Origin of the sequence: Streptococcus mitis (assembly GCF_000960005.1) — a bacterium.
Classification (GTDB): Bacteria; Bacillota; Bacilli; order Lactobacillales; family Streptococcaceae; genus Streptococcus; species Streptococcus mitis_CK.
Map to the genome: position 1 here is coordinate 107,144 of NZ_JYGP01000002.1, position 25,848 is coordinate 132,991.

General features: G+C 40.6%; 22 protein-coding genes. 18 read left to right on the forward strand and 4 right to left on the reverse strand.

Annotated features, from left to right (window positions below):
• Positions 1-25 precede the first annotated feature (25 nt).
• The 3 genes from TZ90_RS01845 to TZ90_RS01855 all read right to left on the reverse strand — a co-directional run bounded on the left by TZ90_RS01845 (position 26) and on the right by TZ90_RS01855 (position 1,600).
• Positions 26-376, reverse strand: coding sequence for a type II toxin-antitoxin system RelE/ParE family toxin (locus TZ90_RS01845; RefSeq protein ID WP_045611147.1), 351 nt, complete (start codon positions 374-376; stop codon positions 26-28).
• Positions 366-653 carry a type II toxin-antitoxin system RelB/ParD family antitoxin gene (gene relB, locus TZ90_RS01850; RefSeq protein WP_000233903.1) on the reverse strand — a complete coding sequence of 96 codons (288 nt, stop codon included), beginning with the start codon at positions 651-653 and terminating at the stop codon, positions 366-368. Before relB ends, TZ90_RS01845 begins: the two co-directional genes overlap by 11 nt.
• Positions 654-748: 95 nt before the next feature.
• On the reverse strand, positions 749-1,600 hold the full coding sequence (locus tag TZ90_RS01855; protein ID WP_045611148.1) for a MurR/RpiR family transcriptional regulator: 852 nt from the start codon (positions 1,598-1,600) through the stop codon (positions 749-751).
• Positions 1,601-1,788: 188 nt separating this feature from the next.
• On the opposite strand from TZ90_RS01855, the gene pbp2b reads away from it, so the two are divergent.
• The 18 genes from pbp2b to TZ90_RS01950 all read left to right on the forward strand — a co-directional run bounded on the left by pbp2b (position 1,789) and on the right by TZ90_RS01950 (position 24,539).
• Entirely contained in the window at positions 1,789-3,846 is a 2,058-nt protein-coding gene (pbp2b, locus tag TZ90_RS01860) for a penicillin-binding protein PBP2B (protein ID WP_080890708.1), read from the forward strand.
• A gap of 10 nt (positions 3,847-3,856) precedes the next feature.
• Complete coding sequence (gene recR / locus TZ90_RS01865; protein WP_000966754.1) at positions 3,857-4,453, forward strand: recombination mediator RecR; 597 nt, start codon at positions 3,857-3,859, stop codon at positions 4,451-4,453.
• Positions 4,454-4,625: 172 nt separating this feature from the next.
• Positions 4,626-5,669 carry a D-alanine--D-alanine ligase gene (locus tag TZ90_RS01870; RefSeq protein WP_045611153.1) on the forward strand — a complete coding sequence of 348 codons (1,044 nt, stop codon included), beginning with the start codon at positions 4,626-4,628 and terminating at the stop codon, positions 5,667-5,669.
• 83 nt (positions 5,670-5,752) lie between these two features.
• The gene (locus TZ90_RS01875; protein WP_045611154.1) at positions 5,753-7,126 is read left to right on the forward strand and encodes a UDP-N-acetylmuramoyl-tripeptide--D-alanyl-D-alanine ligase; all 1,374 of its coding nucleotides are present in this window, start codon (positions 5,753-5,755) and stop codon (positions 7,124-7,126) included.
• Positions 7,113-7,724, forward strand: a complete 612-nt coding sequence (locus TZ90_RS01880; protein ID WP_045611156.1) for an NUDIX hydrolase N-terminal domain-containing protein — start codon at positions 7,113-7,115, stop codon at positions 7,722-7,724. Before TZ90_RS01875 ends, TZ90_RS01880 begins: the two co-directional genes overlap by 14 nt.
• A 90-nt stretch (positions 7,725-7,814) precedes the next feature.
• Entirely contained in the window at positions 7,815-8,519 is a 705-nt protein-coding gene (locus TZ90_RS01885) for a YwaF family protein (protein ID WP_045611158.1), read from the forward strand.
• Between the two features lie 214 nt (positions 8,520-8,733).
• Entirely contained in the window at positions 8,734-10,113 is a 1,380-nt protein-coding gene (gene ftsA, locus TZ90_RS01890; protein ID WP_045611159.1) for a cell division protein FtsA, read from the forward strand.
• A gap of 17 nt (positions 10,114-10,130) precedes the next feature.
• The gene (ftsZ, locus tag TZ90_RS01895; RefSeq protein ID WP_045611161.1) at positions 10,131-11,387 is read left to right on the forward strand and encodes a cell division protein FtsZ; all 1,257 of its coding nucleotides are present in this window, start codon (positions 10,131-10,133) and stop codon (positions 11,385-11,387) included.
• A gap of 4 nt (positions 11,388-11,391) precedes the next feature.
• Positions 11,392-12,063: a YggS family pyridoxal phosphate-dependent enzyme gene (locus tag TZ90_RS01900; RefSeq protein ID WP_042750722.1), complete on the forward strand. Its 672-nt coding sequence runs from the start codon at positions 11,392-11,394 to the stop codon at positions 12,061-12,063.
• 9 nt (positions 12,064-12,072) lie between these two features.
• The gene (locus tag TZ90_RS01905) at positions 12,073-12,606 is read left to right on the forward strand and encodes a cell division protein SepF (RefSeq protein ID WP_000053357.1); all 534 of its coding nucleotides are present in this window, start codon (positions 12,073-12,075) and stop codon (positions 12,604-12,606) included.
• Entirely contained in the window at positions 12,606-12,869 is a 264-nt protein-coding gene (locus TZ90_RS01910; protein ID WP_000576495.1) for a YggT family protein, read from the forward strand. The genes TZ90_RS01905 and TZ90_RS01910 overlap by 1 nt, the downstream gene beginning before the upstream one ends.
• Positions 12,866-13,651 carry a YlmH family RNA-binding protein gene (locus tag TZ90_RS01915; RefSeq protein WP_045611163.1) on the forward strand — a complete coding sequence of 262 codons (786 nt, stop codon included), beginning with the start codon at positions 12,866-12,868 and terminating at the stop codon, positions 13,649-13,651. Before TZ90_RS01910 ends, TZ90_RS01915 begins: the two co-directional genes overlap by 4 nt.
• 8 nt (positions 13,652-13,659) lie before the next feature.
• Positions 13,660-14,535 (forward strand): DivIVA domain-containing protein, encoded by an 876-nt coding sequence (locus TZ90_RS01920; RefSeq protein ID WP_080890709.1) that lies wholly within the window; start codon positions 13,660-13,662, stop codon positions 14,533-14,535.
• A gap of 252 nt (positions 14,536-14,787) precedes the next feature.
• Entirely contained in the window at positions 14,788-17,580 is a 2,793-nt protein-coding gene (gene ileS / locus TZ90_RS01930; protein ID WP_045611167.1) for an isoleucine--tRNA ligase, read from the forward strand.
• A gap of 145 nt (positions 17,581-17,725) precedes the next feature.
• Positions 17,726-18,418, forward strand: coding sequence for a phosphoglycerate mutase (locus TZ90_RS01935; RefSeq protein ID WP_000240129.1), 693 nt, complete (start codon positions 17,726-17,728; stop codon positions 18,416-18,418).
• 52 nt (positions 18,419-18,470) lie between these two features.
• A complete protein-coding gene (locus TZ90_RS01940) occupies positions 18,471-20,882 on the forward strand; it encodes a glycoside hydrolase family 95 protein (protein WP_045611169.1) in 2,412 nt (803 codons plus the stop codon).
• Between the two features lie 245 nt (positions 20,883-21,127).
• The gene (locus TZ90_RS01945; RefSeq protein WP_045611171.1) at positions 21,128-21,829 is read left to right on the forward strand and encodes an ABC transporter ATP-binding protein; all 702 of its coding nucleotides are present in this window, start codon (positions 21,128-21,130) and stop codon (positions 21,827-21,829) included.
• Position 21,830: 1 nt separating this feature from the next.
• Positions 21,831-24,539, forward strand: a complete 2,709-nt coding sequence (locus TZ90_RS01950) for an ABC transporter permease (protein WP_045611172.1) — start codon at positions 21,831-21,833, stop codon at positions 24,537-24,539.
• 197 nt (positions 24,540-24,736) lie between these two features.
• On the opposite strand, the gene TZ90_RS01955 is transcribed toward TZ90_RS01950, so the two are convergent.
• On the reverse strand, positions 24,737-25,600 hold the full coding sequence (locus TZ90_RS01955; protein WP_045611174.1) for a helix-turn-helix domain-containing protein: 864 nt from the start codon (positions 25,598-25,600) through the stop codon (positions 24,737-24,739).
• Positions 25,601-25,848 lie beyond the last annotated feature (248 nt).

Below are 25,848 nucleotides of genomic sequence, written 5' to 3' on the forward strand. Positions count from 1 at the left end.
AAACATACATCTTCTAGATTATGAATTAGTCATATCTTGACTTAGTCCTAAATAATTTCATGTAATCACTTTTTGAAGGAAGTAAATAAGCAAGTCTGACGGTATCCTCAACAATTGTATACAATACGATGTAATCCTTACTCAAGGTCAATCCTCGCGTTTGATAGCGAGGGTCTAATTTCTTACCAAATTTTTCATCAGCATCAAATCCAGCTTGGGGGAAAATTTCTAGACGATTCATATCTTTTCTGATACTCGCCACTTTTCGCCTCGCAGCCTCTACAGAACCGATTTCCTCTGCTATATACTGATATATTTTATCCAAACTATCAATCACTCTAGGAGAATACAAAATCCTATATTTTTTATAATCCATAGCGTGTCACAACATCCTCATCTGTCAAGTAATTCCCAGCCTCAATCTTAGCATAACTTTCTTGAACTTCTGCTTGTAATTGTCTAAATAAATACTCCTTCTCCAATTCCTCTTCACTAAGTAAATCTACTTCATTTGTTACGGCAACATTCTTTAAAAATAATCTGAGTGCCGATGAAAGAGAAAGATTTTTTTCTTTTAACACTTCCATGGCATCATTTACCAATTCTCTATTAGCTTGGAAGGTCACAATTTTATTTGAATTTGCTATAACCATTTTATATAACTCCTTTATATATTTTCTTTATTATCTCACAATTATAAAGAAAATCAAGGAACTTGATAAGAAAATCCTAGTTTGGTTGAACCAAACTAGGATTTTCTTATTCGTTTCTGTCTACGATAACCGTTGAGTTTTTTATTTTCCCAGTAGCTATTAAAGATTTTTTCCTTGCTTTCGCGATTGATTTCCAAAAAATAGGCATAAATCAAATCGATAAAGAAGAGCATAGGAAGTTGAGCAGATATACGTTGAATGTAGGAAGGCTGACTGTGGCTAGCAACAAGAACGTTTTCTGTATAGGTCTGACTATCTTTATTGGGAACACTTGTAAAGAGTACAGTCTTTGCCCCCATCTCCTTAGCGTCTAATAGACTATCTAAAATAGAAGGTGTTGTGCCAGAAAGTGAGAAACCGAGTACGAGACAATTTTCATCCATAATGCTGGTTGTCCAAGCAAAGCCGTCTTGATCAGTCAAGGCCTCGCAGACCACACCTAGACGCATAAAGCGCAATTTCATTTCACGAGCGACAAGGCCAGAACTACCTGTTCCAAAGAAGTAGACACGATCAGCATCTTCGATTAACTGGGCGATTCGTTCAAGTTGTTTTTCGTCAATCAAGTCCTGTGTTTGTTCCCGCATGTGATTGTAGCTTCTAAGAACTCGTTTTGTCAGGGGGCTGTGGTCGGGATGTTGGCTAGCTTGATTATCTGCTTGGTGTTGGTATTGGAAAATAAATTCTCGATAACCTGTAAAACCACACTTTTTAGCAAAGCGGGTCAGTGCGGCTTGAGAGATATGTAATTTTTGAGTGACCTGCTGAGAAGATAAATCATCTGCAATGGTTTCAGATTGTAAAAAATAGCGAGCGATTTCTTGCTCTAGATCTGTTAACTCTTCAAAATGAAGATCAATAATGCTTGCGATATCTTGCGGGTTCATGATACTCCTTTATTTGAGTCTAGCTATTAATCGATAATTATTTTTTGTAGCTTTTGTAAATATTATATCATATAAAATAGTTATGTTTAAATAAAAAAACCATCAGAAACTAAATTAAAAAAGCACCCTTCTTTTCCAAAATTTCTTCTTAAATTATGGTACAATGAAGAGTAAGATTTTAAATAGAAATGAGACTGACTTGTATGAGAAAATTTGATAGCCATTCGATTCCGATTCGGCTTAATTTATTGTTTTCAATTGTTATTTTGCTCTTTATGGCCATCATTGGTCGCCTGCTTTATATGCAGGTTTTGAACAAGGATTTTTATGAGACAAAATTAGCATCTGCTAGTAAAACAAAGGTGACCACTAGTTCAGCACGAGGCGAAATTTATGATGCTAGCGGCAAGCCTTTGGTTGAAAATACTGTGAAACAAGTTGTTTCCTTTACTCGAAACAACAAAATGACGGCTGCAGATTTAAAAGAAACAGCCAAGAAGTTGCTGGCTTATGTGGAAGTTTCTTCTCCAACATTGACTGACCGACAGTTGGCGGACTATTACCTAGCAGATCAAGATGTGTATAAGAAAGCAGTGGAAAGCTTACCACGTGAGAAGCGCCTTGATTCTGATGGCAATCAATTATCTGAATCCGAGCTTTACAATAATACTGTTGAAAGTATCGATCCAAGTCAATTGACCTACTCTGATGACGAAAAGAAAGAAATTTACCTCTTTAGCCAACTTAATGCAGTTGAAAATTTTGCGACAGGAACCATTGCGACAGATTCCTTGACAGATACTCAGATTGCCTTGATAGCTTCGGCCTCTAAGAATTTACCTGGTATCAGTATTTCAACCTCGTGGGATCGAAAGGTCCTAGAGACTTCACTTTCGTCTATAGTAGGAAGTGTATCCAGTGAAAAAGCCGGTCTTCCAGCTGAAGAAGCAGATGCTTATATCAAAAAGGGTTATTCTCTAAACGACCGTGTTGGAACCTCTTATCTAGAAAAACAATATGAAGAAACCTTGCAAGGGAAACGCTCGGTGAAAGAAATCCATCTAGACAAGTATGGCAATATGGAAAGTGTCGAAAATATCGAAGATGGTACCAAAGGGAATAATATTAAACTGACTATTGATTTGGCCTTTCAAGATAGCGTGGACAATCTGCTTAAGAGTTACTTCAATTCCGAACTGGGAAATGGAGGAGCCAAGTATTCAGAAGGTGTGTATGCAGTCGCCCTTAACCCAAAAACAGGTGCGGTTTTGTCTATGTCAGGGCTAAAACATGACTTGAAAACGGGAGATTTAACACCTGATTCCTTGGGAACAGTAACCAATGTCTTTGTGCCGGGTTCTGTTGTCAAGGCGGCGACCATCAGCTCTGGTTGGGAGAATGGAGTCTTATCAGGGAATCAGACCTTGACAGACCAACCGATTGTCTTCCAAGGTTCAGCTCCGATTAATTCTTGGTACACTCAGGCTTACGGTTCATTCCCGATTACAGCTGTGGAAGCCTTGGAGTATTCTTCTAATACCTATATGGTTCAAACGGCTTTGGGCATTATGGGTCAGACCTATCAACCCAATATGTTTGTTCTAACTAACAATTTAGAATCCGCCATGGGGAAACTTCGCTCGACATTTGCGGAATATGGTCTTGGAGCCTCAACAGGCATTGACCTTCCAGATGAGTCAACTGGTTTTATACCAAAAGAGTATAATTTTGCTAATTACATTACCAATGCCTTTGGTCAGTTTGATAACTACACTCCTATGCAATTGGCCCAGTACGTTGGAACCATTGCCAACAACGGTGTTCGGATTGCACCTCACATTGTCGAGGGGATTTATGGAAACAATGAACAAGGCGGCTTAGGGAACTTAATCCAATCTGTTGAATCCAAGGAAATGAATAAAATTAATATTTCTGAGTCTGATGTTTCCATCCTCCAACAAGGCTTTTATCAAGTGTCACATGGTGGTAGTGCTTTGACAACCGGTCGTGCCTTTTCAAATGGCGCAAGCGTATCGATTAGTGGTAAAACAGGTACTGCCGAAAGTTATGTTGAGGGTGGTCAAAAAGCTAACAATACTAATGCTGTGGCCTATGCACCATCAGATAATCCTCAAATCGCTGTAGCTGTTGTCTTCCCTCATAACACCAACCTTACAAATGGTGTCGGACCTTCCATTGCGCGCGATATTATCAACCTCTATAACCAACATCATCCAATGAATTAGAAAGGAACATATGCTTTATCCAACACCTATTGCTAAGCTAATTGACAGTTATTCTAAGTTACCGGGTATCGGGATTAAGACGGCTACACGTCTGGCCTTCTATACTATTGGAATGTCTGATGACGATGTCAATGAATTTGCTAAAAATCTCCTTTCTGCTAAGAGAGAGCTGACCTACTGTTCCATCTGCGGTCGCCTGACTGATGACGATCCTTGCTCTATCTGTACCGATCCGACTCGTGACCAGACAACGATTTTAGTTCTCGAAGATAGTCGCGATGTGGCAGCCATGGAGAATATCCAAGAATACCATGGACTCTATCATGTCTTGCATGGACTCATTTCTCCCATGAATGGTATTAGTCCAGATGATATCAATCTCAAGAGCCTCATGACTCGTCTTATGGATAGTGAAGTTTCAGAGGTAATCGTAGCAACAAATGCTACAGCAGATGGTGAAGCGACATCCATGTATCTTTCACGTTTGCTCAAGCCAGCTGGTATCAAGGTTACGCGTCTAGCACGAGGTCTCGCTGTCGGAGCGGACATTGAGTATGCGGATGAAGTGACGCTCTTACGAGCCATTGAAAATCGAACAGAGTTGTAAGTCTAGACAAATCAACACTCAATTCATTTATACAAAAATCACGGAGACCGACAGTTGTTTTATCGGTCTCTTTTTAGATTTATTGAAGACCAGTATCAGGTTCAAGTTTCAAAAAAGAAGCAAATATGATATACTAAAGAACGAGTATTCTATTAGAATTGGAACAGATAATATGAAACAAACGATTATTCTTTTATACGGTGGACGTAGTGCAGAGCGTGAAGTCTCTGTTCTTTCAGCTGAGAGTGTGATGCGTGCGGTCAACTACGACCGTTTCACAGTCAAGACTTTCTTCATCAGCCAGTCAGGCGACTTTATTAAAACGCAAGAATTTAGCCATACTCCAGGTCAAGAGGACCGTCTTATGACCAATGAAACAATCGATTGGGATAAGAAAGTTGCTCCAAGTGCTATCTACGAAGAAGGTGCGGTGGTCTTTCCAGTTCTTCATGGTCCGATGGGAGAGGATGGCTCTGTTCAAGGATTCCTTGAAGTTTTGAAAATGCCTTACGTCGGTTGTAACATCTTGTCATCTAGTCTTGCCATGGATAAAATCACGACCAAGCGTGTCTTAGAATCTGTCGGGATTGCCCAAGTTCCTTATGTGGCCATCGTTGAAGGCGATGATGTGACTTCTAAAATCACCGAAGTTGAAGAAAAATTGACTTATCCAGTCTTCACAAAACCATCAAACATGGGTTCAAGTGTCGGTATTTCTAAGTCTGAAAATCAAGAAGAACTCCGTCAAGCTTTGAAACTTGCCTTCCAATATGACAGCCGTGTCTTGGTTGAGCAAGGGGTTAATGCCCGTGAAATCGAGGTTGGTCTCTTGGGCAACTACGATGTCAAAAGCACGCTTCCAGGGGAAGTAGTCAAGGATGTTGCCTTTTATGACTACGATGCCAAGTATATTGACAACAAGATTACTATGGACATCCCAGCCAAAATCAGTGATGATGTGGTAGCTGTCATGCGCCAAAATGCAGAAACAGCCTTCCGTGCGATTGGTGGGCTCGGTCTATCTCGTTGCGATTTCTTCTATACAGATAAGGGAGAGGTTTTCCTCAACGAGCTCAATACCATGCCAGGTTTCACCCAGTGGTCTATGTATCCACTACTTTGGGACAATATGGGAATCAGCTATCCAGACTTAATCGAGCGATTGGTTGATCTTGCCAAGGAAAGTTTTGACAAGCGCGAAGCGCATTTGCTATAAAATGAAAGAGAGGGTAGGAGCTAGAACCATCACTGCAAGGTGACTAGAGTTCTCGGACTTCAACCCTTTTTAAAGGAGTAGAAATGAAATTAACAATCCATGAAGTGGCTCAAGTTGTAGGAGCTAAAAATGATATCAGCATTTTTGAGGACACCCAGTTAGAAAAGGCTGAGTTTGACAGTCGTTTGATTGCGACAGGAGATTTATTTGTGCCACTTAAAGGTGCGCGTGACGGTCATGACTTTATTGAAACAGCCTTTGAAAATGGTGCAGCAGCAACCCTGTCTGAGAAAGAAGTTGCAAATCATCCCTATATTCTAGTAGATGATGTCTTGACAGCCTTTCAAACCCTAGCTGCCTACTATCTTGAAAAAACAGCTGTTGCTGTCTTTGCGGTTACGGGTTCAAATGGCAAGACAACGACCAAGGATATGTTAGCTCACTTGCTATCAACAACTTACAAAACCTACAAAACACAAGGCAACTACAATAATGAGATTGGTCTTCCTTACACAGTTCTCCATATGCCTGAAGGAACAGAAAAGTTGGTCTTGGAGATGGGACAGGATCACTTGGGAGATATTCATCTCTTGTCAGAATTGGCTCGTCCAAAAACAGCCATCGTGACCTTGGTTGGAGAAGCCCATTTGGCCTTTTTCAAAGATCGTTCTGAAATTGCTAAAGGAAAAATGCAAATTGCAGACGGGATGTCTTCGAATTCCTTGCTCTTGGCACCAGCAGATCCGATTGTAGAGGACTACTTGCCAACTGATAAAAAGGTAGTTCGTTTTGGGCAAGGAGCAGAGTTGGAAATTACAGACTTGATTGAGCGCAAGGATAGTCTGACATTTAAGGCTAATTTCTTGGAACAAGCCCTTGATTTGCCAGTGACTGGTAAGTACAATGCTACTAATGCCATGATTGCATCCTATGTTGCCCTACAAGAAGGAGTTTCAGAGGAGCAAATTCGTCAGGCCTTCCAAAATCTTGAATTGACGCGTAACCGTACTGAGTGGAAGAAAGCAGCCAATGGTGCAGATATTCTATCAGATGTGTATAATGCCAATCCAACTGCTATGAAGTTGATTTTAGAGACTTTTTCGGCTATTCCAGCCAACGAAGGTGGCAAAAAAATCGCTGTCTTAGCGGACATGAAGGAACTCGGTGACCAGTCTGTTCAGCTCCATAACCAGATGATTTTGAGCCTCTCACCAGATGTGCTTGATACCGTGATTTTCTACGGAGAAGACATTGCTGAATTGGCTCAACTGGCCAGTCAAATGTTCCCAATCGGCCACGTTTACTACTTCAAGAAAACAGAAGACCAAGACCAATTTGAAGACCTAGTTAAGCAGGTCAAGGAAAGTCTAGGAGCTAATGACCAAATCTTGCTCAAAGGCTCTAACTCTATGAACCTAGCCAAGTTGGTAGAAAGTTTAGAAAATGAAGACAAGTGATTTTGTTAAGTATCTGCAAAGAATGATTGCCCTTACAGATACTGGCTTAACCTTTACAAAAGATCCTTTTGACCGTGAGCGCTATGAAGACTTGCGAAGTCTGTTATCTGAAATGTTGAATCAGGCATCAGACCTTGATGCCGAAGAAGTGGCAGAAGTTTTGAAGCCAACTTCCGCTTATGCAACTCCGTTAATGGACGTCCGTGCTTGGATTGTTGAGGACGAAAAGATTTGTCTGGTTAGGGGACAAGGAGAGAATGATTGGGCTTTGCCAGGTGGCTTTGGTGAAGTCGGCTATTCTCCAACAGAAAATATTCTCAAGGAAATTGAAGAAGAAACAGGTTTTGAAGCTAAAGTAGAAAGACTACTAGCTGTTTTTGATACCAATCGTTTCCAACTACAGAGCAAGCAATATGCAAAGTTTGTTTTTGAATGTAAGCTTCTTGATGGACAATTCCAAAAAAATCAAGAAATTGCTGACCTTCAATTTTTTGCCATTGACCAACTGCCAGCCTTATCTGAAAAACGCATTACCAAGGAGCAAATAGAGATTCTTTGGCAGGTTTATCAAGGTCAGAGGGAGCAATATCTTGATTAAGAAGATGATTATCGTATTTCTAAATTCATTTTTGACAAATAGCATGGTATAATAAAATGCAGGAAAATTTTGAATCATGAGGAATACTAGATGAATTTATGGGATATTTTCTTTACGACTCAGGCGACCGAGCCGCCTAAATTTGACCTTTTTTGGTATGTTAGCCTATTTACGCTTTTAGCTTTGACCTTTTATACAGCCTATCGTTATCGTGAAAAGAAGGTTTACCAACGATTTTTCCAAATCTTGCAGGCCGTTCAGTTGATCCTCCTTTATGGTTGGTACTGGGTCAATCATATGCCGTTGTCAGAAAGCCTACCTTTTTACCATTGCCGTATGGCTATGTTTGTGGTGCTCTTGCTTCCTGGTCAGTCCAAATATAAGCAATACTTTGCATTATTGGGGACATTTGGGACACTAGCAGCCTTTGTTTATCCAGTGCCAGATGCCTATCCTTTCCCACATATTGCGATTTTATCCTTTATCTTTGGCCACTTAGCTCTCTTGGGGAACTCTCTAGTTTATCTATTGAGACAGTATAACGCGCGATTGCTGGATGTGAAGGGAATTTTTCTCATGACCTTTGCACTAAATGCCTTAATTTTTGTGGTCAATTTGGTAACAGGTGGAGATTACGGATTCTTGACCAAACCGCCATTGGTTGGGGATCACGGCTTAGTAGCTAATTATTTGATTGTTTCTCTTGCCTTGTCAGCGGCTATTACGTTGACCAAGAAAATCTTGGAACTGTTTTTAGAACAAGAAGCAGAGAAAATGATTGCAAAGAAAGCTTGATTTTAAGCTTTCTTTTTTTCATAAATCTGATTTTTTATAACTTGTTTGGAAAATAAAAAAAGCTGAGGAACGAATGTGAAAAAATGGTAAGTAAATTTAGGAAAAACTAAGCACGATTGGATTTTTTGTGTTATAATATTCTGTGAATAGCTATGCCCTATTTTAGCTATTTTGAATAGAAGTTTGAAACTTGGAAGAGAGAGGATGCGATGTAATGGCTAGAGATGGTTTTTTTACAGGCTTAGATATCGGAACTAATTCGATTAAAGTATTGGTTGCCGAGCTTAGAAATGGTGAACTTAATGTAATTGGTGTAAGTAATGCCAAGAGTAAAGGTGTAAAGGATGGGATTATCGTTGATATTGAAGCAGCAGCAACTGCTATCAAGTCAGCTATTTCCCAAGCAGAAGAGAAAGCTGGCATTTCAATCAAATCAGTGAATGTTGGTTTGCCTGGAAATCTTTTGCAAGTAGAACCAACTCAAGGTATGATTCCAGTTACATCTGATACAAAAGAAATTACAGATCAAGATGTTGAAAATGTTGTTAAATCAGCCTTGACAAAGAGTATGACACCAGATCGTGAAGTCATTACGTTTATTCCAGAAGAATTTATCGTAGATGGTTTCCAAGGTATTCGTGACCCACGTGGTATGATGGGGGTTCGTCTTGAAATGCGTGGTTTGCTTTACACAGGTCCACGTACTATTCTTCACAATTTACGCAAGACAGTTGAGCGCTCAGGTGTTCAAGTTGAAAATATTATTATTTCACCATTGGCTTTGGTTCGTTCAGTCTTGAACGAAGGAGAGCGTGAATTTGGAGCTACTGTGATTGATATGGGAGCAGGTCAAACAACTGTTGCTACAATCCGTAACCAAGAACTCCAGTTTACAAATATTCTTCAAGAAGGTGGAGATTATGTCACAAAAGATATCTCTAAAGTCTTGAAGACTTCACAGAAATTAGCTGAAGGATTGAAATTGAACTATGGTGAAGCCTACCCTTCACTTGCAAGCAATGAAACCTTCCAAGTTGAAGTAATTGGAGAAGTAGAGCCTGTAGAAGTTACAGAAAGCTATCTAGCAGAGATTATTTCAGCTCGTATTAAACACATTTTTGAACAAATCAAACAAGAGTTGGAAAGAAGACATTTGTTGGATCTTCCAGGTGGGATTGTTCTGATTGGTGGAAATGCTATTTTACCAGGTATTGTAGAACTTGCACAGGAAGTATTTGGCGTTGGTGTCAAACTTTACGTTCCAAATCAAGTTGGAATCCGTAATCCTGCCTTCGCTCATGTGATTAGCTTGTCTGAATTTGCTGGTCAATTGACTGAGGTGAATTTATTAGCACAACGAGCAGTTAAGGGTGAGGATACTTTGCGTCACCAACCAATTAATTTTGGTGGGATGATTCAACGCGTTACGCAGGTAGCACAACCGACCCCTATTCAACCAGTTCAAAATACTGAGGTTGAGCAATCAGCTTCTACAAACGTAGTTGCTCCGAAAGAAGATAAAGTATCTTCTCAAAATAAACCAAAAATCGCAGATCGCTTCCGTGGTTTAATTGGAAGTATGTTTGATGAATAAAAGAGGAAAAATAAACTATGACATTTTCATTTGATACAGCGGCTGCTCAAGGTGCAGTGATTAAAGTAATCGGTGTTGGTGGAGGTGGTGGTAACGCCATTAACCGCATGGTTGACGAAGGTGTTGCAGGCGTAGAATTTATCGCAGCAAACACAGATGTACAAGCTTTGAGTAGTACAAAAGCTGAGACTGTAATTCAGTTAGGCCCTAAATTGACTCGTGGTTTGGGTGCTGGCGGTCGACCTGAAGTTGGTCAAAAAGCTGCAGAAGAAAGCGAAGAAGCCTTGACTCAAGCTATTAGTGGAGCAGATATGGTCTTCATTACTGCAGGTATGGGGGGTGGCTCAGGTACTGGTGCAGCTCCTGTTATTGCCCGCATTGCTAAAGATCTAGGTGCTCTTACAGTTGGTGTTGTGACACGTCCTTTCGGTTTTGAAGGAAGCAAACGTGGACAGTACGCTGTAGAAGGAATCAATCAGCTTCGCGAACATGTAGATACTTTATTGATTATTTCAAACAACAACTTGCTTGAAATTGTTGATAAGAAAACTCCACTTCTTGAAGCTCTTAGCGAAGCAGATAACGTACTTCGCCAAGGTGTTCAAGGGATTACGGACTTGATTACAAACCCTGGTTTGATTAACCTTGACTTTGCCGATGTGAAAACAGTTATGGCAAATAAAGGGAACGCCCTAATGGGTATCGGTATCGGTAGTGGTGAAGAACGTGTGGTCGAAGCAGCTCGTAAGGCAATCTACTCACCACTTCTTGAAACAACTATTGACGGTGCTGAGGATGTTATCGTCAACGTTACTGGGGGTCTTGATTTAACCTTGATTGAGGCAGAAGAAGCATCAGAAATTGTTAATCAAGCAGCTGGTCAAGGAGTGAACATCTGGCTCGGAACATCAATCGATGAAAATATGAAAGATGAAATCCGTGTTACAGTCGTTGCAACTGGTGTTCGTCAAGATCGTGTTGAAAAAGTTGTTGGTCATGCACCAAGACAAGCAGTTCGTCATGAACAAGCAAGTCCTAGTTATGCACACAATCATAACCGTCACTTTGATATGGCTGAAACTGCTGAAATTCCAAGTCCAGCACCTCGCCGTACAGAAACTTCTCAAACTTCAGCATTTGGTGATTGGGACTTGCGTCGTGAGACAATTGTTCGACCAACTGATTCAGTGGTATCACCAGTTGAACGTTTCGAAGCACCATCTTTACACGATGAGGATGAATTAGACACTCCTCCATTTTTCAAAAATCGTTAAGTAAATGAATTTGAAAGAAAATACAGAACGTGTTTTTCAACAAATAAAAGATGCAAGTCAGCAGTCAGGAAGAGAAGTCAATTCTGTTTCGGTTGTTGCTGTTACAAAATATGTAGACGTACCGACAGCGGAGGCTTTGCTTCCGCTAGGTGTGCATCATATTGGTGAAAATCGTGTGGATAAATTTCTTGAGAAATATGAAGCTTTAAAAGATAGAAATATTACCTGGCATTTGATTGGAACCTTGCAAAGACGCAAGGTCAAAGATGTCATTCAGTATGTTGATTATTTCCATGCTTTGGATTCATTAAAGCTAGCAGAGGAAATTCAAAAAAGAAGTGACCGAGTTGTTAAGTGTTTCTTACAAGTAAATATCTCAAGGGAAGAGAGCAAACATGGTTTTTCAAAGGAAGAACTATTGGAGCTCTTGCCAGAATTGGCCACCTTAGATAAAATCGAATATGTCGGCTTGATGACCATGGCTCCTTTTGAAGCTAGTAGTGATGAGTTGAAAGAAATTTTTAAAGCTACGCAGGATTTGCAACTAGAAATTAGAGAAAAACAAATTCCCAATATGCCAATGACGGACTTGAGTATGGGTATGAGTCGTGACTACAAGGAAGCGATTGAATTTGGCTCAACATTTGTCAGAATTGGTACAGCATTTTTTAAATAGGAAAGAAATATGTCTTTAAAAGATAGATTTGATAAATTTATAGATTATTTTACAGAAGATGGAGAAGATGTTGGTACTACTTATCAGCCTAAAGCTGAAGAGCCGATTGTGACTCCAGTCCCTTCTGTTCAAGAGTTGCCTCAACAAGCTGGTAGCACGCCATCTAAAGATAAAAACATCACCCGTCTTCATGCCCGTCAACAAGAGTTGGCTATGCAAAGTCAACGTTCTACTGATAAAGTGACAATTGATGTTCGTTATCCACGTAAATACGAAGATGCCACAGATATTGTTGATTTATTAGCTGGTAACGAAAGTATTTTGATTGATTTCCAATATATGACAGAAGTTCAAGCTCGTCGTTGTTTGGACTATCTGGATGGGGCGCGTCACGTTTTAGCTGGTAACATGAAAAAGGTAGCATCTACTATGTACCTGCTGACACCAGTTGATGTTGTCGTCAATATTGAAGACATCAAAATTCCAGATGAATCACAAAATGGTGAATTTGGCTTTGATATGAAACGTACGAGAGTGAGATAATGATCTTTCTCATTCGTTTTGTTCAAAATGCAGTGGATATCTATTCACTGATTTTAATCATTTTTGCTCTGATGTCTTGGTTTCCCAATGCTTATGAATCACGTCTTGGACGCTTGATTATTAGTTTAGTGAAACCGATAATAGCTCCCTTACAACGTTTACCCCTCCAGATTGCAGGTCTTGACTTGTCTGTCTGGATTGCGGTATTACTAGTTCACTTCCTAGGGGAGCAGTTGATTCGACTTTTAGTGATCTTTCTATGAACAAGATGATTTATCAACACTTTTCTAAGAATGATTCGTCTTTTATTGATAAGGGAGTAGAATGGATAAAAAAGGTAGAAGATTCTTATTCTCCTTTTTTAACACCCTTTGTAAATCCCCACCAAGAAAAGATTTTAAAGGTTCTAGCATCAACCAACGGCATCTCCTACATGAGCAGTCGGCAGTTTCTTGAAACTGAATATGTACGGGTACTCCTGTATCCTGATTATTTTGAGCCGGAATTTTCTGATTTTGAACTATCCTTGCAAGAAATTGTCTATCCTAATAAGTTTGAACGCTTAACGCATGCAAAAATATTAGGGACTGTTTTAAATCAGCTGGGAATTGATAGGAAGCTATTTGGTGATATCTTAGTCAACGAAGAGAGAGCACAGATTATCATTAATCGACAGTTTATGCTCCTTTTTCAAGACGGCATTACGAAAATTGCTCGTTTACCGGTTCGTCTAGAAGAACGGGATTTTACTGAGAGAATTGCTACAGTAGAAGATTATCAAGAATTAGATATCTGTATCGCTAGTTCAAGATTAGATGTTTTTCTAGCAGGTGTCTTCAAGCTGTCTAGAAATCAGGCAAGTCAGTTAATTGAAAAACAGGCAGTCCAAGTTAATTACCATTTAGTTGAAAAATCAGATTATGCAGTTCAAGTTGGTGATCTGATTAGTGTAAGGAAATTTGGTCGATTGAAACTCGTTAGAGATAATGGGCAAACAAAAAAAGATAAAAAGAAATTAACGGTCCAATTGTTATTAAGTAAGTGAGGAAAAATATGCCAATTACATCGTTAGAAATCAAAGATAAAACCTTTAGCACACGCTTTAGAGGGTTTGATCAAGAAGAAGTAGATGAATTTTTAGATATTGTAGTCCGTGATTATGAAGATTTGGTTCGCTCTAATCATGATAAGGATTTACATATTAAGAGTTTGGAAGAGCGTTTGTCTTACTTTGATGAGATGAAAGATTCATTGAGCCAGTCTGTATTGATTGCACAAGATACAGCAGAGCGAGTAAAACAAGCTGCAACGGAGCGTTCAAACAATATTATACAACAAGCAGAGCAAGATGCCCAACGTTTGTTGGAAGAAGCTAAGTACAAGGCAAATGAAATTCTTCGTCAAGCAACTGACAATGCTAAGAAAGTTGCTGTTGAAACAGAAGAATTGAAGAACAAGAGTCGTGTCTTCCATCAACGTCTTAAATCTACAATTGAGAGCCAGTTAGCAATTGTTGAATCTTCAGATTGGGAAGATATTCTTCGTCCAACAGCGACTTATCTTCAGACAAGTGATGAAGCTTTCAAAGAAGTGGTCAGTGAAGTCTTAGGTGACTCTGTCTTGCAACAACATCCAGAGGAAGAACCAATTGATATTACTCGCCAGTTTTCTCCCGAGGAAATGGCTGAGTTGCAAGCGCGTATCGAAGCGGCTAATAAGGAACTTGCAGAAGCCGAAGCAAGAGCTGAGCAGGAACAAGTGGTTTCACCAGCTCCGGTTTTTGAAGAAAGCCCAGCTCATCCAGTTGGTCCAATGTATGAAGAGCCAGAAGTAGCTCCAAGCCATTATTCAGGACCAACACCAGCTACTGAAGCTGTAAGCTCAGAACCAGGTTTTGCGGCACCGCAAGAATCTGTTACAATTTTATAAGAAATAATATGAGAACAATATCTTATCCTTATATTTCCAGCGAGCAGGAGATGGTGTGAGTCCTGCATTCCCTAACGATAAGATTATCCTCTCAAAAACTCAAGTCTGAAGCTAGTAAGATTTGACGTTTCCCACGTTACGGGATATGAGGGAGAAAGACTAAATCTTTTTCCGAATAAAGGTGGTACCACGATTTTCGTCCTTTTTGGCAGTCGTGGTTTTTAATTTGTTATTATTTATAAAGGAGATACCATGAAACTCAAAGATACCCTTAACCTTGGGAAAACAGCTTTCCCAATGCGTGCAGGACTTCCTACCAAAGAGCCAGTTTGGCAAAAGGAATGGGAAGATGCAAAACTTTATCAACGTCGTCAAGAATTGAACCAAGGAAAACCTCATTTCACCTTGCATGATGGCCCTCCATACGCGAACGGAAATATTCACGTTGGACACGCTATGAACAAGATTTCAAAAGATATCATTGTTCGTTCAAAATCAATGTCAGGTTTTTACGCACCATTTATCCCAGGTTGGGATACTCATGGTCTGCCAATCGAGCAAGTTTTGGCAAAACAAGGTGTCAAACGTAAAGAAATGGACTTGGTTGAGTACTTGAAACTTTGCCGTGAATACGCTCTTTCTCAAGTAGATAAACAACGTGAAGACTTTAAACGTTTGGGTGTTTCTGGTGACTGGGAAAATCCATATGTGACTTTGACTCCTGACTATGAAGCAGCCCAAATCCGTGTATTTGGTGAGATGGCTAATAAAGGTTATATCTACCGTGGTGCCAAGCCAGTTTACTGGTCATGGTCATCTGAGTCTGCCCTTGCTGAAGCAGAGATTGAATACCATGACTTGGTTTCAACTTCCCTTTACTATGCCAATAAGGTAAAAGATGGCAAAGGTGTTCTAGATACAGATACTTATATCGTAGTTTGGACAACTACTCCATTTACTATCACAGCTTCTCGTGGTTTGACTGTTGGAGCGGATATTGATTACGTCTTGGTTCAACCTGCTGGTGAAGCTCGTAAGTTTGTGGTTGCTGCAGAATTGTTGGCTAGCTTGTCTGAGAAATTTGGCTGGGCTGATGTTCAAGTGTTGGCAACTTACCGTGGTCAAGAATTGAACCACATCGTAACAGAACACCCATGGGATACAGCTGTAGATGAGTTGGTTATCCTTGGTGACCACGTTACAACTGACTCTGGTACTGGTATTGTCCATACAGCACCTGGTTTTGGTGAGGATGACTACAATGTTGGTATTGCTAATGGTCTTGAAGTCGCAGTGACTGTTGACGAACGTGGTATCATGATGAAGAATGCTGGTCCTGAGTTTGAAGGTCAATTCTATGAAAAGGTAGTTCCAACTGTTATTGAAAAACTTGGTAACCTCCTTCTTGCCCAAGAAGAAATCTCTCACTCATATCCATTTGACTGGCGTACTAAGAAACCAATCATCTGGCGTGCAGTACCACAATGGTTTGCCTCAGTTTCTAAATTCCGCCAAGAAATCTTGGACGAAATTGAAAAAGTTAAATTCCACTCAGAATGGGGTAAAGTTCGTCTTTACAATATGATTCGTGACCGTGGCGACTGGGTTATCTCTCGTCAACGTGCTTGGGGTGTTCCACTTCCTATCTTCTACGCTGAAGATGGTACAGCGATCATGACTGCTGAAACGATTGAACACGTGGCTCAACTCTTTGAGGAACATGGTTCAAGCATTTGGTGGGAACGTGATGCCAAAGACCTCTTACCAGAAGGATTTACTCATCCAGGTTCACCAAATGGTGAGTTCAAAAAAGAAACAGATATCATGGACGTTTGGTTTGACTCAGGTTCATCATGGAATGGAGTTGTGGTAAACCGTCCTGAGTTGACTTACCCAGCAGACCTTTACCTAGAAGGTTCTGACCAGTACCGTGGTTGGTTCAACTCATCACTCATCACATCTGTTGCCAACCATGGCGTAGCACCTTACAAACAAATCTTGTCACAAGGTTTTGCTCTTGACGGTAAAGGTGAGAAGATGTCTAAATCTCTTGGAAATACCATTGCTCCAAGCGATGTTGAAAAACAATTTGGTGCGGAAATCTTGCGTCTTTGGGTAACAAGTGTAGACTCAAGCAATGATGTACGTATCTCTATGGATATCTTGAGCCAAGTCTCTGAAACTTACCGTAAGATTCGTAACACCCTTCGTTTCTTGATTGCCAATACTTCTGACTTTAACCCAGCTCAAGATGCAGTCGCTTACGATGAACTTCGTTCAGTTGATAAGTACATGACGATTCGCTTTAACCAGCTTGTTAAGACCATTCGTGATGCTTATGCAAACTTTGAATTCTTGACAATCTACAAGGCCTTGGTGAACTTTATCAACGTTGATTTATCAGCATTCTACCTTGATTTTGCTAAGGACGTTGTTTATATCGAAGGTGCAAAATCACTGGAACGTCATCAAATGCAGACTGTCTTCTATGACATTCTTGTGAAAATCACCAAACTCTTGACACCAATCCTTCCTCACACTGCGGAGGAAATATGGTCATATCTTGAGTTTGAAGCTGAAGACTTCGTTCAATTGTCAGAATTGCCAGAAGCAGAAACTTTTGCTAACCAAGAAGAAATCTTGGATACATGGGCAGCCTTCATGGACTTCCGTGGACAAGCTCAAAAAGCCTTGGAAGAAGCTCGTAATGCAAAAGTAATCGGTAAATCACTTGAAGCTCACTTGACAGTTTATCCAAATGAAGTGGTGAAAACTCTACTCGAAGCAGTAAACAGCAATGTAGCTCAACTTTTAATCGTGTCAGACTTGACCATCGCAGAAGGACCAGCTCCAGAATCTGCCGTTAGCTTCGAAGATGTAGCCTTTACAGTTGAACGTGCTGCAGGCCAAGTATGTGACCGTTGCCGTCGTATCGACCCAACAACAGCAGAACGCAGCTACCACGCAGTTATCTGTGACCACTGTGCAAGCATCGTAGAAGAAAATTTTGCGGACGCAGTCGCAGAAGGATTTGAAGAGAAATAAGGTTGTTGTATGATACTAATAAGGAAAAGGATTGCCAAACAGTCCTTTCCTTTTTGGTTTTGACTAGCTTTTTTGTGAAAAATTGTGTAAAATAGAATAGATAAACGAGGGGAAACCTCGGAAAATTTAAAGGAGAATCCATCTAATGGTAAAATTGGTTTTTGCTCGCCACGGTGAGTCTGAATGGAACAAAGCTAACCTTTTCACTGGTTGGGCTGATGTTGATTTGTCTGAAAAAGGTACACAACAAGCGATTGACGCTGGTAAATTGATCAAAGAAGCTGGTATCGAATTTGACCAAGCTTATACTTCAGTATTGAAACGTGCGATCAAAACAACTAACTTGGCTCTTGAAGCTTCTGACCAATTGTGGGTTCCAGTTGAAAAATCATGGCGTTTGAACGAACGTCACTACGGTGGTTTGACTGGTAAAAACAAAGCTGAAGCTGCTGAACAATTTGGTGATGAGCAAGTTCACATCTGGCGTCGTTCATACGATGTATTGCCTCCAAACATGGATCGTGATGATGAGCACTCAGCTCACACTGACCGTCGTTACGCTTCACTTGACGACTCAGTTATCCCAGATGCTGAAAACTTGAAAGTGACTTTGGAACGTGCCCTTCCATTCTGGGAAGATAAAATCGCTCCAGCTCTTAAAGATGGTAAAAACGTATTCGTAGGAGCTCACGGTAACTCAATCCGTGCCCTTGTAAAACACATCAAAGGTTTGTCAGATGACGAAATCATGGACGTGGAAATCCCTAACTTCCCACCATTGGTATTCGAATTTGACGAAAAATTGAACGTAGTTTCTGAATACTACCTTGGAAAATAAAAAAATGTAAGTCTAGAATTGATTTCTAGGCTTTTTATGTTAGTATGGAAGTATGATAAGGAATAAAAAACAAGATTATGTATTGGCTTACAAGCAACCAGCGTCAACAACATATAAGGGTTGGGAAGAAGAGGCTTTACCAATAGGCAATGGTTCTTTAGGGGCAAAAGTATTTGGCCTTATAGGGGTTGAGCGGATTCAATTCAATGAAAAAAGTCTCTGGTCTGGTGGTCCACTTCCTGATAGTTCCGATTATCAGGGTGGAAATCTTCAGGACCAGTATGGTTTTTTAGCTGAGATTCGGCAGGCTTTGGAAAAGAGAGATTACAATCGGGCTAAGGAACTGGCTGAACAGCACCTAGTTGGGCCCCAAACGAGTCAATATGGGACCTATCTGTCCTTTGGAGATATTTTCATTGAGTTCAGCCAGCAAGGTACAACTTTGTCTCAGGTGACGGATTACCAGAGACAGCTTAATATCAGCAAGGCGCTTGCGACGACTTCTTATGTCTATAAGGGAACGAAATTTGAACGTGAAGCTTTTGCGAGTTTTCCAGATGATCTCTTGGTTCAGCGCTTTACTAAGGAAGGGGCGGAAACTCTAGATTTTACTATAGAACTGTCGCTAAGTCGTGATTTGGCTTCTGATGGAAAGTATGAGCAGGAGAAGTCTGATTATAAGAAATGCCAGCTGGATATCTCTGCTTCTCATATCTTGTTGAAGGGGCGGGTCAAGGACAATGCCCTCCAATTTGCTAGTTGTCTAGCTTGGGAAACAGATGGGGATATTAGAGTTTGGTCAGATAAGGTTCAGATATCAGGAGCCAGTTATGCCAATCTTTTCTTGGCTGCTAAGACTGATTTTGCCCAAAATCCTGCTAGTAATTATCGCAAGAAAATAGATTTAGAGCAACAGGTAAAGGACTTAGTGGAGATAGCTAAAGAAAAGGGCTATGCCCAATTGAAATCAAGGCATATTGAGGACTACCAAGCCTTATTCCAGCGTGTTCAATTGGATTTGGGAGCTGAGATTGATGCATCCACTACAGATGATTTGTTAAAAAATTATAAGCCACAAGAGGGGCAGGCTTTGGAGGAGTTGTTCTTCCAGTATGGACGGTATTTACTGATTAGTTCTTCCAGAGATTGTCCAGATGCTCTACCAGCTAACCTACAAGGGGTCTGGAATGCAGTCGATAATCCTCCTTGGAATTCGGACTATCACTTGAATATCAACCTGCAGATGAATTATTGGCCAGCCTATGTTACCAATCTCCTAGAGACGGCTTTCCCAGTCATCAACTATATAGATGATTTGCGTGTCTATGGTCGTCTAGCGGCTGCAAGGTATGCAGCAATCGTCTCTCAGGAAGGGGAGGAGAACGGTTGGTTGGTTCATACTCAAGCGACACCCTTTGGTTGGACGGCACCTGGTTGGGATTACTATTGGGGTTGGTCACCAGCTGCCAATGCGTGGATGATGCAAACTGTTTATGAAGCCTATTCATTTTATAGGGACCAAGACTATCTCAGGGAGAAAATTTATCCCATGTTAAGGGAAACGGTTCGTTTTTGGAATGTCTTTTTACATAAGGATCAGCAGGCGCAGCGTTGGGTCTCTTCTCCGTCTTATTCGCCAGAACATGGGCCGATTTCGATTGGCAATACCTATGACCAATCTCTGATTTGGCAGTTATTTCATGATTTTATTCAGGCTGCTCAGAAATTGGAACTGGATGAGGACTTGTTGACGGAAGTCAAGGAGAAGTTTGATTTGCTTAATCCTCTTCAAATCACTCAATCTGGTCGAATCAGGGAGTGGTATGAGGAGGAAGAGCAATATTTTCAAAATGAAAAAGTGGAGGCCCAGCATCGGCACGCTTCCCATCTAGTGGGACTCTATCCTGGAAATCTCTTTAGCTACAAGGGACAAGAGTATCTTGAAGCGGCGCGTGCTAGCCTCAATAATCGTGGAGATGGCGGCACAGGCTGGTCCAAGGCTAATAAGATCAATCTTTGGGCGCGTCTAGGAGATGGCAATCGAGCCTATAAATTATTAGCAGACCAGTTAAAGTCATCCACTTTGCCAAATCTTTGGTGTAGCCATCCTCCTTTTCAAATAGATGGTAATTTTGGTGCTACTAGTGGCATGGCAGAAATGTTGCTCCAGTCTCATACAGCTTATCTGGTACCTCTAGCCGCCCTACCCGATGCATGGTCAACAGGTTCCGTTTCAGGCTTAATGGCACGTGGACATTTTGAAGTTAGCATGAGGTGGGCGGATAAAAAACTCTTACAGTTGACCATTTTATCAAGAAGTGGGGGAGAATTGCGAGTCTCTTATCCAGGTATTGAGAAGAGTGTGATTAAATTGGATAAAGAAAAAATAAAAGCGAAATGCATGGGGAAAGATTGTATTTCGGTGGCAACAGCAGAAGGTGATCTTGTTCAATTTTATTTTTAAGAAGGTGATAGAAGGCAGTAGTTTGAGACTGCCTTTTAATAAGGATTTGAGAATGTAAGCAGTTTCCAACTAGTTGAAAAAGCGTTATAATGGTAATAGGAAGTAATACTCAATGAAAATCAAAGAGCAAACTAGGAAGCTAGCCGCAGGTTGCTCAAAACAGTGTTTTGAGGTTGCAGATGGAAGCTGACGTGGTTTGAAGAGATTTTCGAGTAGTATAATTTGTTTGAGAGAGGGTGGGGCTTATGGCTTATATTGAGATGAAACACTGTTACAAGCGTTACCAGGTTGGGGACACGGAGATTGTGGCCAATCGCGATGTGAATTTTGAGATTGAAAAGGGTGAATTGGTTATTATTCTAGGTGCGTCTGGTGCAGGCAAGTCAACGGTTCTTAACCTTCTTGGGGGGATGGATACTAATGATGAAGGGGAAATCTGGATTGATGGTGCCAATATTGCAGACTATAGTTCCCACCAGCGTACCAATTACCGCCGCAATGATGTAGGATTTGTTTTTCAGTTTTATAATCTAGTTTCCAATCTAACCGCTAAGGAAAATGTGGAGTTGGCTTCAGAAATCGTGACAGATGCCTTGAATCCTGAACAGGTCTTGACAGATGTAGGTCTGGCTCATCGTCTCAATAACTTTCCAGCCCAGCTTTCTGGAGGGGAGCAACAGCGAGTCTCCATTGCACGCGCGGTAGCCAAAAATCCTAAAATTCTCCTTTGTGATGAACCGACAGGCGCCTTGGATTATCAGACGGGTAAGCAGGTTTTGAAAATTCTCCAAGATATGTCTCGTCAAAAGGGAGCGACGGTGATCATCGTGACTCACAATGGAGCTTTGGCGCCCATTGCTGATCGCGTGATTCATATGCACGATGCCAGTGTCAAGGATGTGGTGATCAACGAGCATCCTCAGGATATCGACAGTTTGGAGTACTAGCATGATCAAGCGAAAAACCTATTGGAAGGACTTAATTCAGTCTTTCACAGGCTCCAAGGGGCGTTTCTTATCCATCTTGACCTTGATGATGTTGGGATCTCTAGCCCTTGTAGGCCTCAAAGTGACTAGCCCCAACATGGAGGCAACAGCTAATGCTTATTTAACAACTGCTCAAACCTTGGATTTGGCAGTTATGTCTAATTATGGTTTGGATCAAGCAGATCAAGAAGAACTAGAACAGATAGAGGGCGCAGAGGTTGAGTTTGGATATTTGACAGATGTGACTATGGAAAATGGGCAGGATGCCATTCGGCTGTACTCCAAACCAGAGCGAATTTCAACCTTTCAGCTAAGAGAGGGACGACTTCCTCAGTCCGACAAGGAAATCGCTTTGGCCACTCATTTGCAAGGCCAATACAGCGTGGGACAGGAGATTAGTTTTAAAGAAAAAGAAGAGGGTCATTCCTCTTTAAAAGACCATACTTATACCATTACTGGTTTTGTGGATTCAGCTGAAATCCTCTCCCAGCGAGATATGGGCTACGCAGGAAGTGGAAGTGGGACTCTGACAGCCTATGGGGTTATTTTACCTAGTCAGTTTGATCAGAAAGTCTACAATATAGCTCGTTTGAAATATCAAGATTTAGCAGGTTTAAATGCTTTTTCAGAAGCTTATGAAGAAAAATCCAAGCAACATCAGGAAGACCTTGAACAAGCTCTATCAGATAATGGCAAGGCACGTCTGCAACTCTTGAGAAAAGAAGGACAAGAGTCTCTAGACAAAGGCCAAGAAACCCTTGACAAGGCTGAGACTAATCTGCAGGAAGGCAAGCGTCGTTTAGCAGCTGCTCAAGCTCGTTTACAGGCTCAGGAAAGTCAACTAGCCTTGCTTCCTCAAAATCAGAGAGAGCAGGCTAGTTCTCAACTTACCCAAGCCAAGAAGGAATTGAGCAAGGAAGAGGACAAACTAAAGCAGGCTGAACAAAATCTAGCCCAAGAAAAGGAAAAATTAGAAAAACATCAGCAAGTCTTGGATGATTTAGCTGAGCCCAAGTATCAAGTCTATAATCGTCAGACCATGCCTGGCGGTCAAGGCTACCTCATGTACAGTAATGCTTCAGCCAGTATTCGGGCAGTGGGCAATATCTTTCCTGTAGTGCTTTATGCTGTAGCAGCTATGGTGACCTTTACAACAATGACTCGCTTTGTGGATGAAGAGAGAACACATGCAGGTATTTTTAAGGCCTTGGGTTATCGCAGTAAGGATATTATCGCCAAATTTCTCCTCTACGGTCTAGTAGCTGGAACTGTCGGAACAGCTCTAGGTAGTATACTTGGCCATTATTTACTAGCCAGTGTAATTTCAAGTGTCATTACAAAAGGTATGGTAGTGGGAGAAACCCAGATTCAGTTCTATTGGAGCTATAGTTTATTAGCTCTTGGTTTAAGTTGGTTGGCGAGTGTGTTACCGGCCTACCTGGTGGCTCGTAGGGAACTACACGATGAAGCAGCCCAGCTTTTACTGCCTAAACCACCTGTCAAAGGAGCTAAAATCTTACTGGAGCGCATCGGTTTTATCTGGCGTCGTCTCAGTTTTACCCATAAGGTAACAGCCCGCAATATCTTCCGTTATAAGCAACGGATGTTGATGACAATCTTTGGTGTGGCAGGTTCAGTTGCTCTGCTTTTTGCAGGTTTAGGAATCCAATCCTCTGTAGCAGGAGTTCCGTCTAGACAGTTTCAACAAATCCAACAGTATCAAATGATTGTCTCTGAAAATCCTAGTGCGACCAATCAAGACAAGGCAGAGTTGGAAGAAGTGTTGAAAGGGCAGGAAATCCAAGACTACCAGAAAATCTATTCTAAAACGCTAGACAAGGATTTTAAAGGCAAGGCTGGTCTTCAGACTATTACCCTTATGATGACAGAGAAGGAAGATTTGACGCCTTTTATCCATCTTCAACATCATCAGCAGGATCTGACATTAAAAGATGGCGTCGTTATTACAGCTAAACTTGCCCAGCTGGCAGGTGTCAAGGTTGGACAGACTCTAGAAATTGAAAGTAAGAAGCTAAAGGTCGCTGCTATTGCTGAGAACTACGTTGGTCACTTTATTTATATGAGTCAGGCTAGCTATGTGCAAATTTACGGCCAGCTACCCCAAGCCAACACTTATTTGGTCTCGTTAAGGGATACCAGTGCGCCTAGTATCGAAAGGCAGGCTGGTTTGCTTATGAATCAAGCTGCGGTGTCCAGCGTCGTCCAAAATACTTCAGCCATTCGACTCTTTGACTCCGTCGCTAGCTCACTCAATCAGACCATGACCATCTTGGTCATCGTATCGGTTCTGTTGGCTATCGTTATCCTTTACAATCTGACTAATATCAACGTGGCTGAGAGAATCCGTGAACTCTCCACTATCAAGGTTCTCGGTTTTCACAATAATGAAGTCACCCTCTACATTTATCGTGAGACGATTGTGCTGTCCCTTGTGGGAATTGTACTTGGTCTGGTATCTGGTTTCTATTTACATCAATTTTTGATTCAAATGATTTCGCCTGCGACTATTCTCTTTTATCCGCAGGTAGGCTGGGAAGTCTATGTAATCCCAGTGGCAGCAGTAAGCATCATTTTGACCTTGCTTGGTTTCTTCGTCAATCATCATCTGAGAAAGGTTGATATGCTTGAAGCCTTGAAATCTGTAGAGTAATTTAGTTGTTTTTATCAGATCGAACTTGAATTTACTCGTAAATCATGACCACCCGCATAGCGGGTGGTTTTTTTGTCTCGCACCTAGCGGAGCGAGACGGACTAATAGTCACATAATTATAAGGCTGATAGTATTAATTTCACTATCAGCCTTACAGGTTATTTAATGTTTCAGAAAAACTATGATGTCAAGATTAACTAAACAGTATCTAATTCTTTCAAATAATTTTCTATCTTCATCAACATTAAAGGATTGTTATAAATCTTACATAACTCTCTTGCTTCTATATAATAATTTTTGATTTGTTCTTTGTCTAGAAATTTGGCTCCAGCATTTCCTACAAGAATAAGTAGAGGAGCCAGTTGGTAGCTTGTCTGTCTTTGTTTACAAAGTTCAATCGTCTCAAGAGCTTCTTGGATGGCTTCGTTATATTTTTCCTTTGACACTAGGTAGTGAGCGTAGTTGTAACGAACTCTGATGTAGCCAAATAAAAACTCTTGATGTTCAAAATTTTTTGTCTGATATAACTCCATTAAATGAGAGTAGTTTGCCTCATATTCTTGTTCACGACCCACTAAGGAATAGAAATTAGATAGAGTATTCAATGCCTTTAAATAAATCAGAGTATTTGAGGAGACTTTTAATAATATATTTTCCAATGAAGAAATTGCCTCACACTTACTGTCATATCGATAGAAATCAATAATAGCTTTAATCCATTCAAGGTAAGTTCGGTCTTCTAGTGTTAGAAAAGTACTTCGTTCAATCTCTATTCTATAAATATATTCCAAATCGTCATAATTTCTATCATCTAATAGGCGAGTAGATAATTGCTTGAAATTAGAGAGGTTAGATTTAATTTCAATTTGTTCATTGAAAAAGTAATCTAATGGTACTTCAAGTCGTTGTGAGAGTTTGAACAAAAGGTCTGCGGAGGGAATGAAATGCCCTCTCTCAATTTTACTAATCTGGCTTTGTTCACAAATTCCTTCTGCAAGAGTTTGTTGGGAGAGTCTCAACTCTTTTCTTTTCAATCTGAATTTCTCTGCGAGTGTATTCATTAAAGATAATAAACCTTCCTATTTACTTAATTTCATTATAAAATTTTTAGTTCAAAATAGCAAGTTAAAGGAATAAAAAAATCTTTGTGGTAATAATTTTTAAAAAAAGTTCAAAACATAATAAAAACATTTGAACAAATAAAATATATATGTTAGAATAAAAACAAGGAAACAGAAAGGGGTTTCATTGTATGAGAAAAAAACGTGGAATTAAAAAATTAGTTACATTTGATGCGGGATGGTAAAGA

Bases quoted from the DNA above. Each gene is read 5' to 3' on its own strand.
- TZ90_RS01845 (WP_045611147.1), bottom strand. From the start codon at position 376: ATGGATTATAAAAAATATAGGATTTTGTATTCTCCTAGAGTGATTGAT.
- relB (WP_000233903.1), bottom strand. From the start codon at position 653: ATGGTTATAGCAAATTCAAATAAAATTGTGACCTTCCAAGCTAATAGA.
- TZ90_RS01855 (WP_045611148.1), bottom strand. From the start codon at position 1,600: ATGAACCCGCAAGATATCGCAAGCATTATTGATCTTCATTTTGAAGAG.
- pbp2b (WP_080890708.1), top strand. From the start codon at position 1,789: ATGAGACTGACTTGTATGAGAAAATTTGATAGCCATTCGATTCCGATT.
- recR (WP_000966754.1), top strand. From the start codon at position 3,857: ATGCTTTATCCAACACCTATTGCTAAGCTAATTGACAGTTATTCTAAG.
- TZ90_RS01870 (WP_045611153.1), top strand. From the start codon at position 4,626: ATGAAACAAACGATTATTCTTTTATACGGTGGACGTAGTGCAGAGCGT.
- TZ90_RS01875 (WP_045611154.1), top strand. From the start codon at position 5,753: ATGAAATTAACAATCCATGAAGTGGCTCAAGTTGTAGGAGCTAAAAAT.
- TZ90_RS01880 (WP_045611156.1), top strand. From the start codon at position 7,113: ATGAAGACAAGTGATTTTGTTAAGTATCTGCAAAGAATGATTGCCCTT.
- TZ90_RS01885 (WP_045611158.1), top strand. From the start codon at position 7,815: ATGAATTTATGGGATATTTTCTTTACGACTCAGGCGACCGAGCCGCCT.
- ftsA (WP_045611159.1), top strand. From the start codon at position 8,734: ATGGCTAGAGATGGTTTTTTTACAGGCTTAGATATCGGAACTAATTCG.
- ftsZ (WP_045611161.1), top strand. From the start codon at position 10,131: ATGACATTTTCATTTGATACAGCGGCTGCTCAAGGTGCAGTGATTAAA.
- TZ90_RS01900 (WP_042750722.1), top strand. From the start codon at position 11,392: ATGAATTTGAAAGAAAATACAGAACGTGTTTTTCAACAAATAAAAGAT.
- TZ90_RS01905 (WP_000053357.1), top strand. From the start codon at position 12,073: ATGTCTTTAAAAGATAGATTTGATAAATTTATAGATTATTTTACAGAA.
- TZ90_RS01910 (WP_000576495.1), top strand. From the start codon at position 12,606: ATGATCTTTCTCATTCGTTTTGTTCAAAATGCAGTGGATATCTATTCA.
- TZ90_RS01915 (WP_045611163.1), top strand. From the start codon at position 12,866: ATGAACAAGATGATTTATCAACACTTTTCTAAGAATGATTCGTCTTTT.
- TZ90_RS01920 (WP_080890709.1), top strand. From the start codon at position 13,660: ATGCCAATTACATCGTTAGAAATCAAAGATAAAACCTTTAGCACACGC.
- ileS (WP_045611167.1), top strand. From the start codon at position 14,788: ATGAAACTCAAAGATACCCTTAACCTTGGGAAAACAGCTTTCCCAATG.
- TZ90_RS01935 (WP_000240129.1), top strand. From the start codon at position 17,726: ATGGTAAAATTGGTTTTTGCTCGCCACGGTGAGTCTGAATGGAACAAA.
- TZ90_RS01940 (WP_045611169.1), top strand. From the start codon at position 18,471: ATGATAAGGAATAAAAAACAAGATTATGTATTGGCTTACAAGCAACCA.
- TZ90_RS01945 (WP_045611171.1), top strand. From the start codon at position 21,128: ATGGCTTATATTGAGATGAAACACTGTTACAAGCGTTACCAGGTTGGG.
- TZ90_RS01950 (WP_045611172.1), top strand. From the start codon at position 21,831: ATGATCAAGCGAAAAACCTATTGGAAGGACTTAATTCAGTCTTTCACA.
- TZ90_RS01955 (WP_045611174.1), bottom strand. From the start codon at position 25,600: ATGAATACACTCGCAGAGAAATTCAGATTGAAAAGAAAAGAGTTGAGA.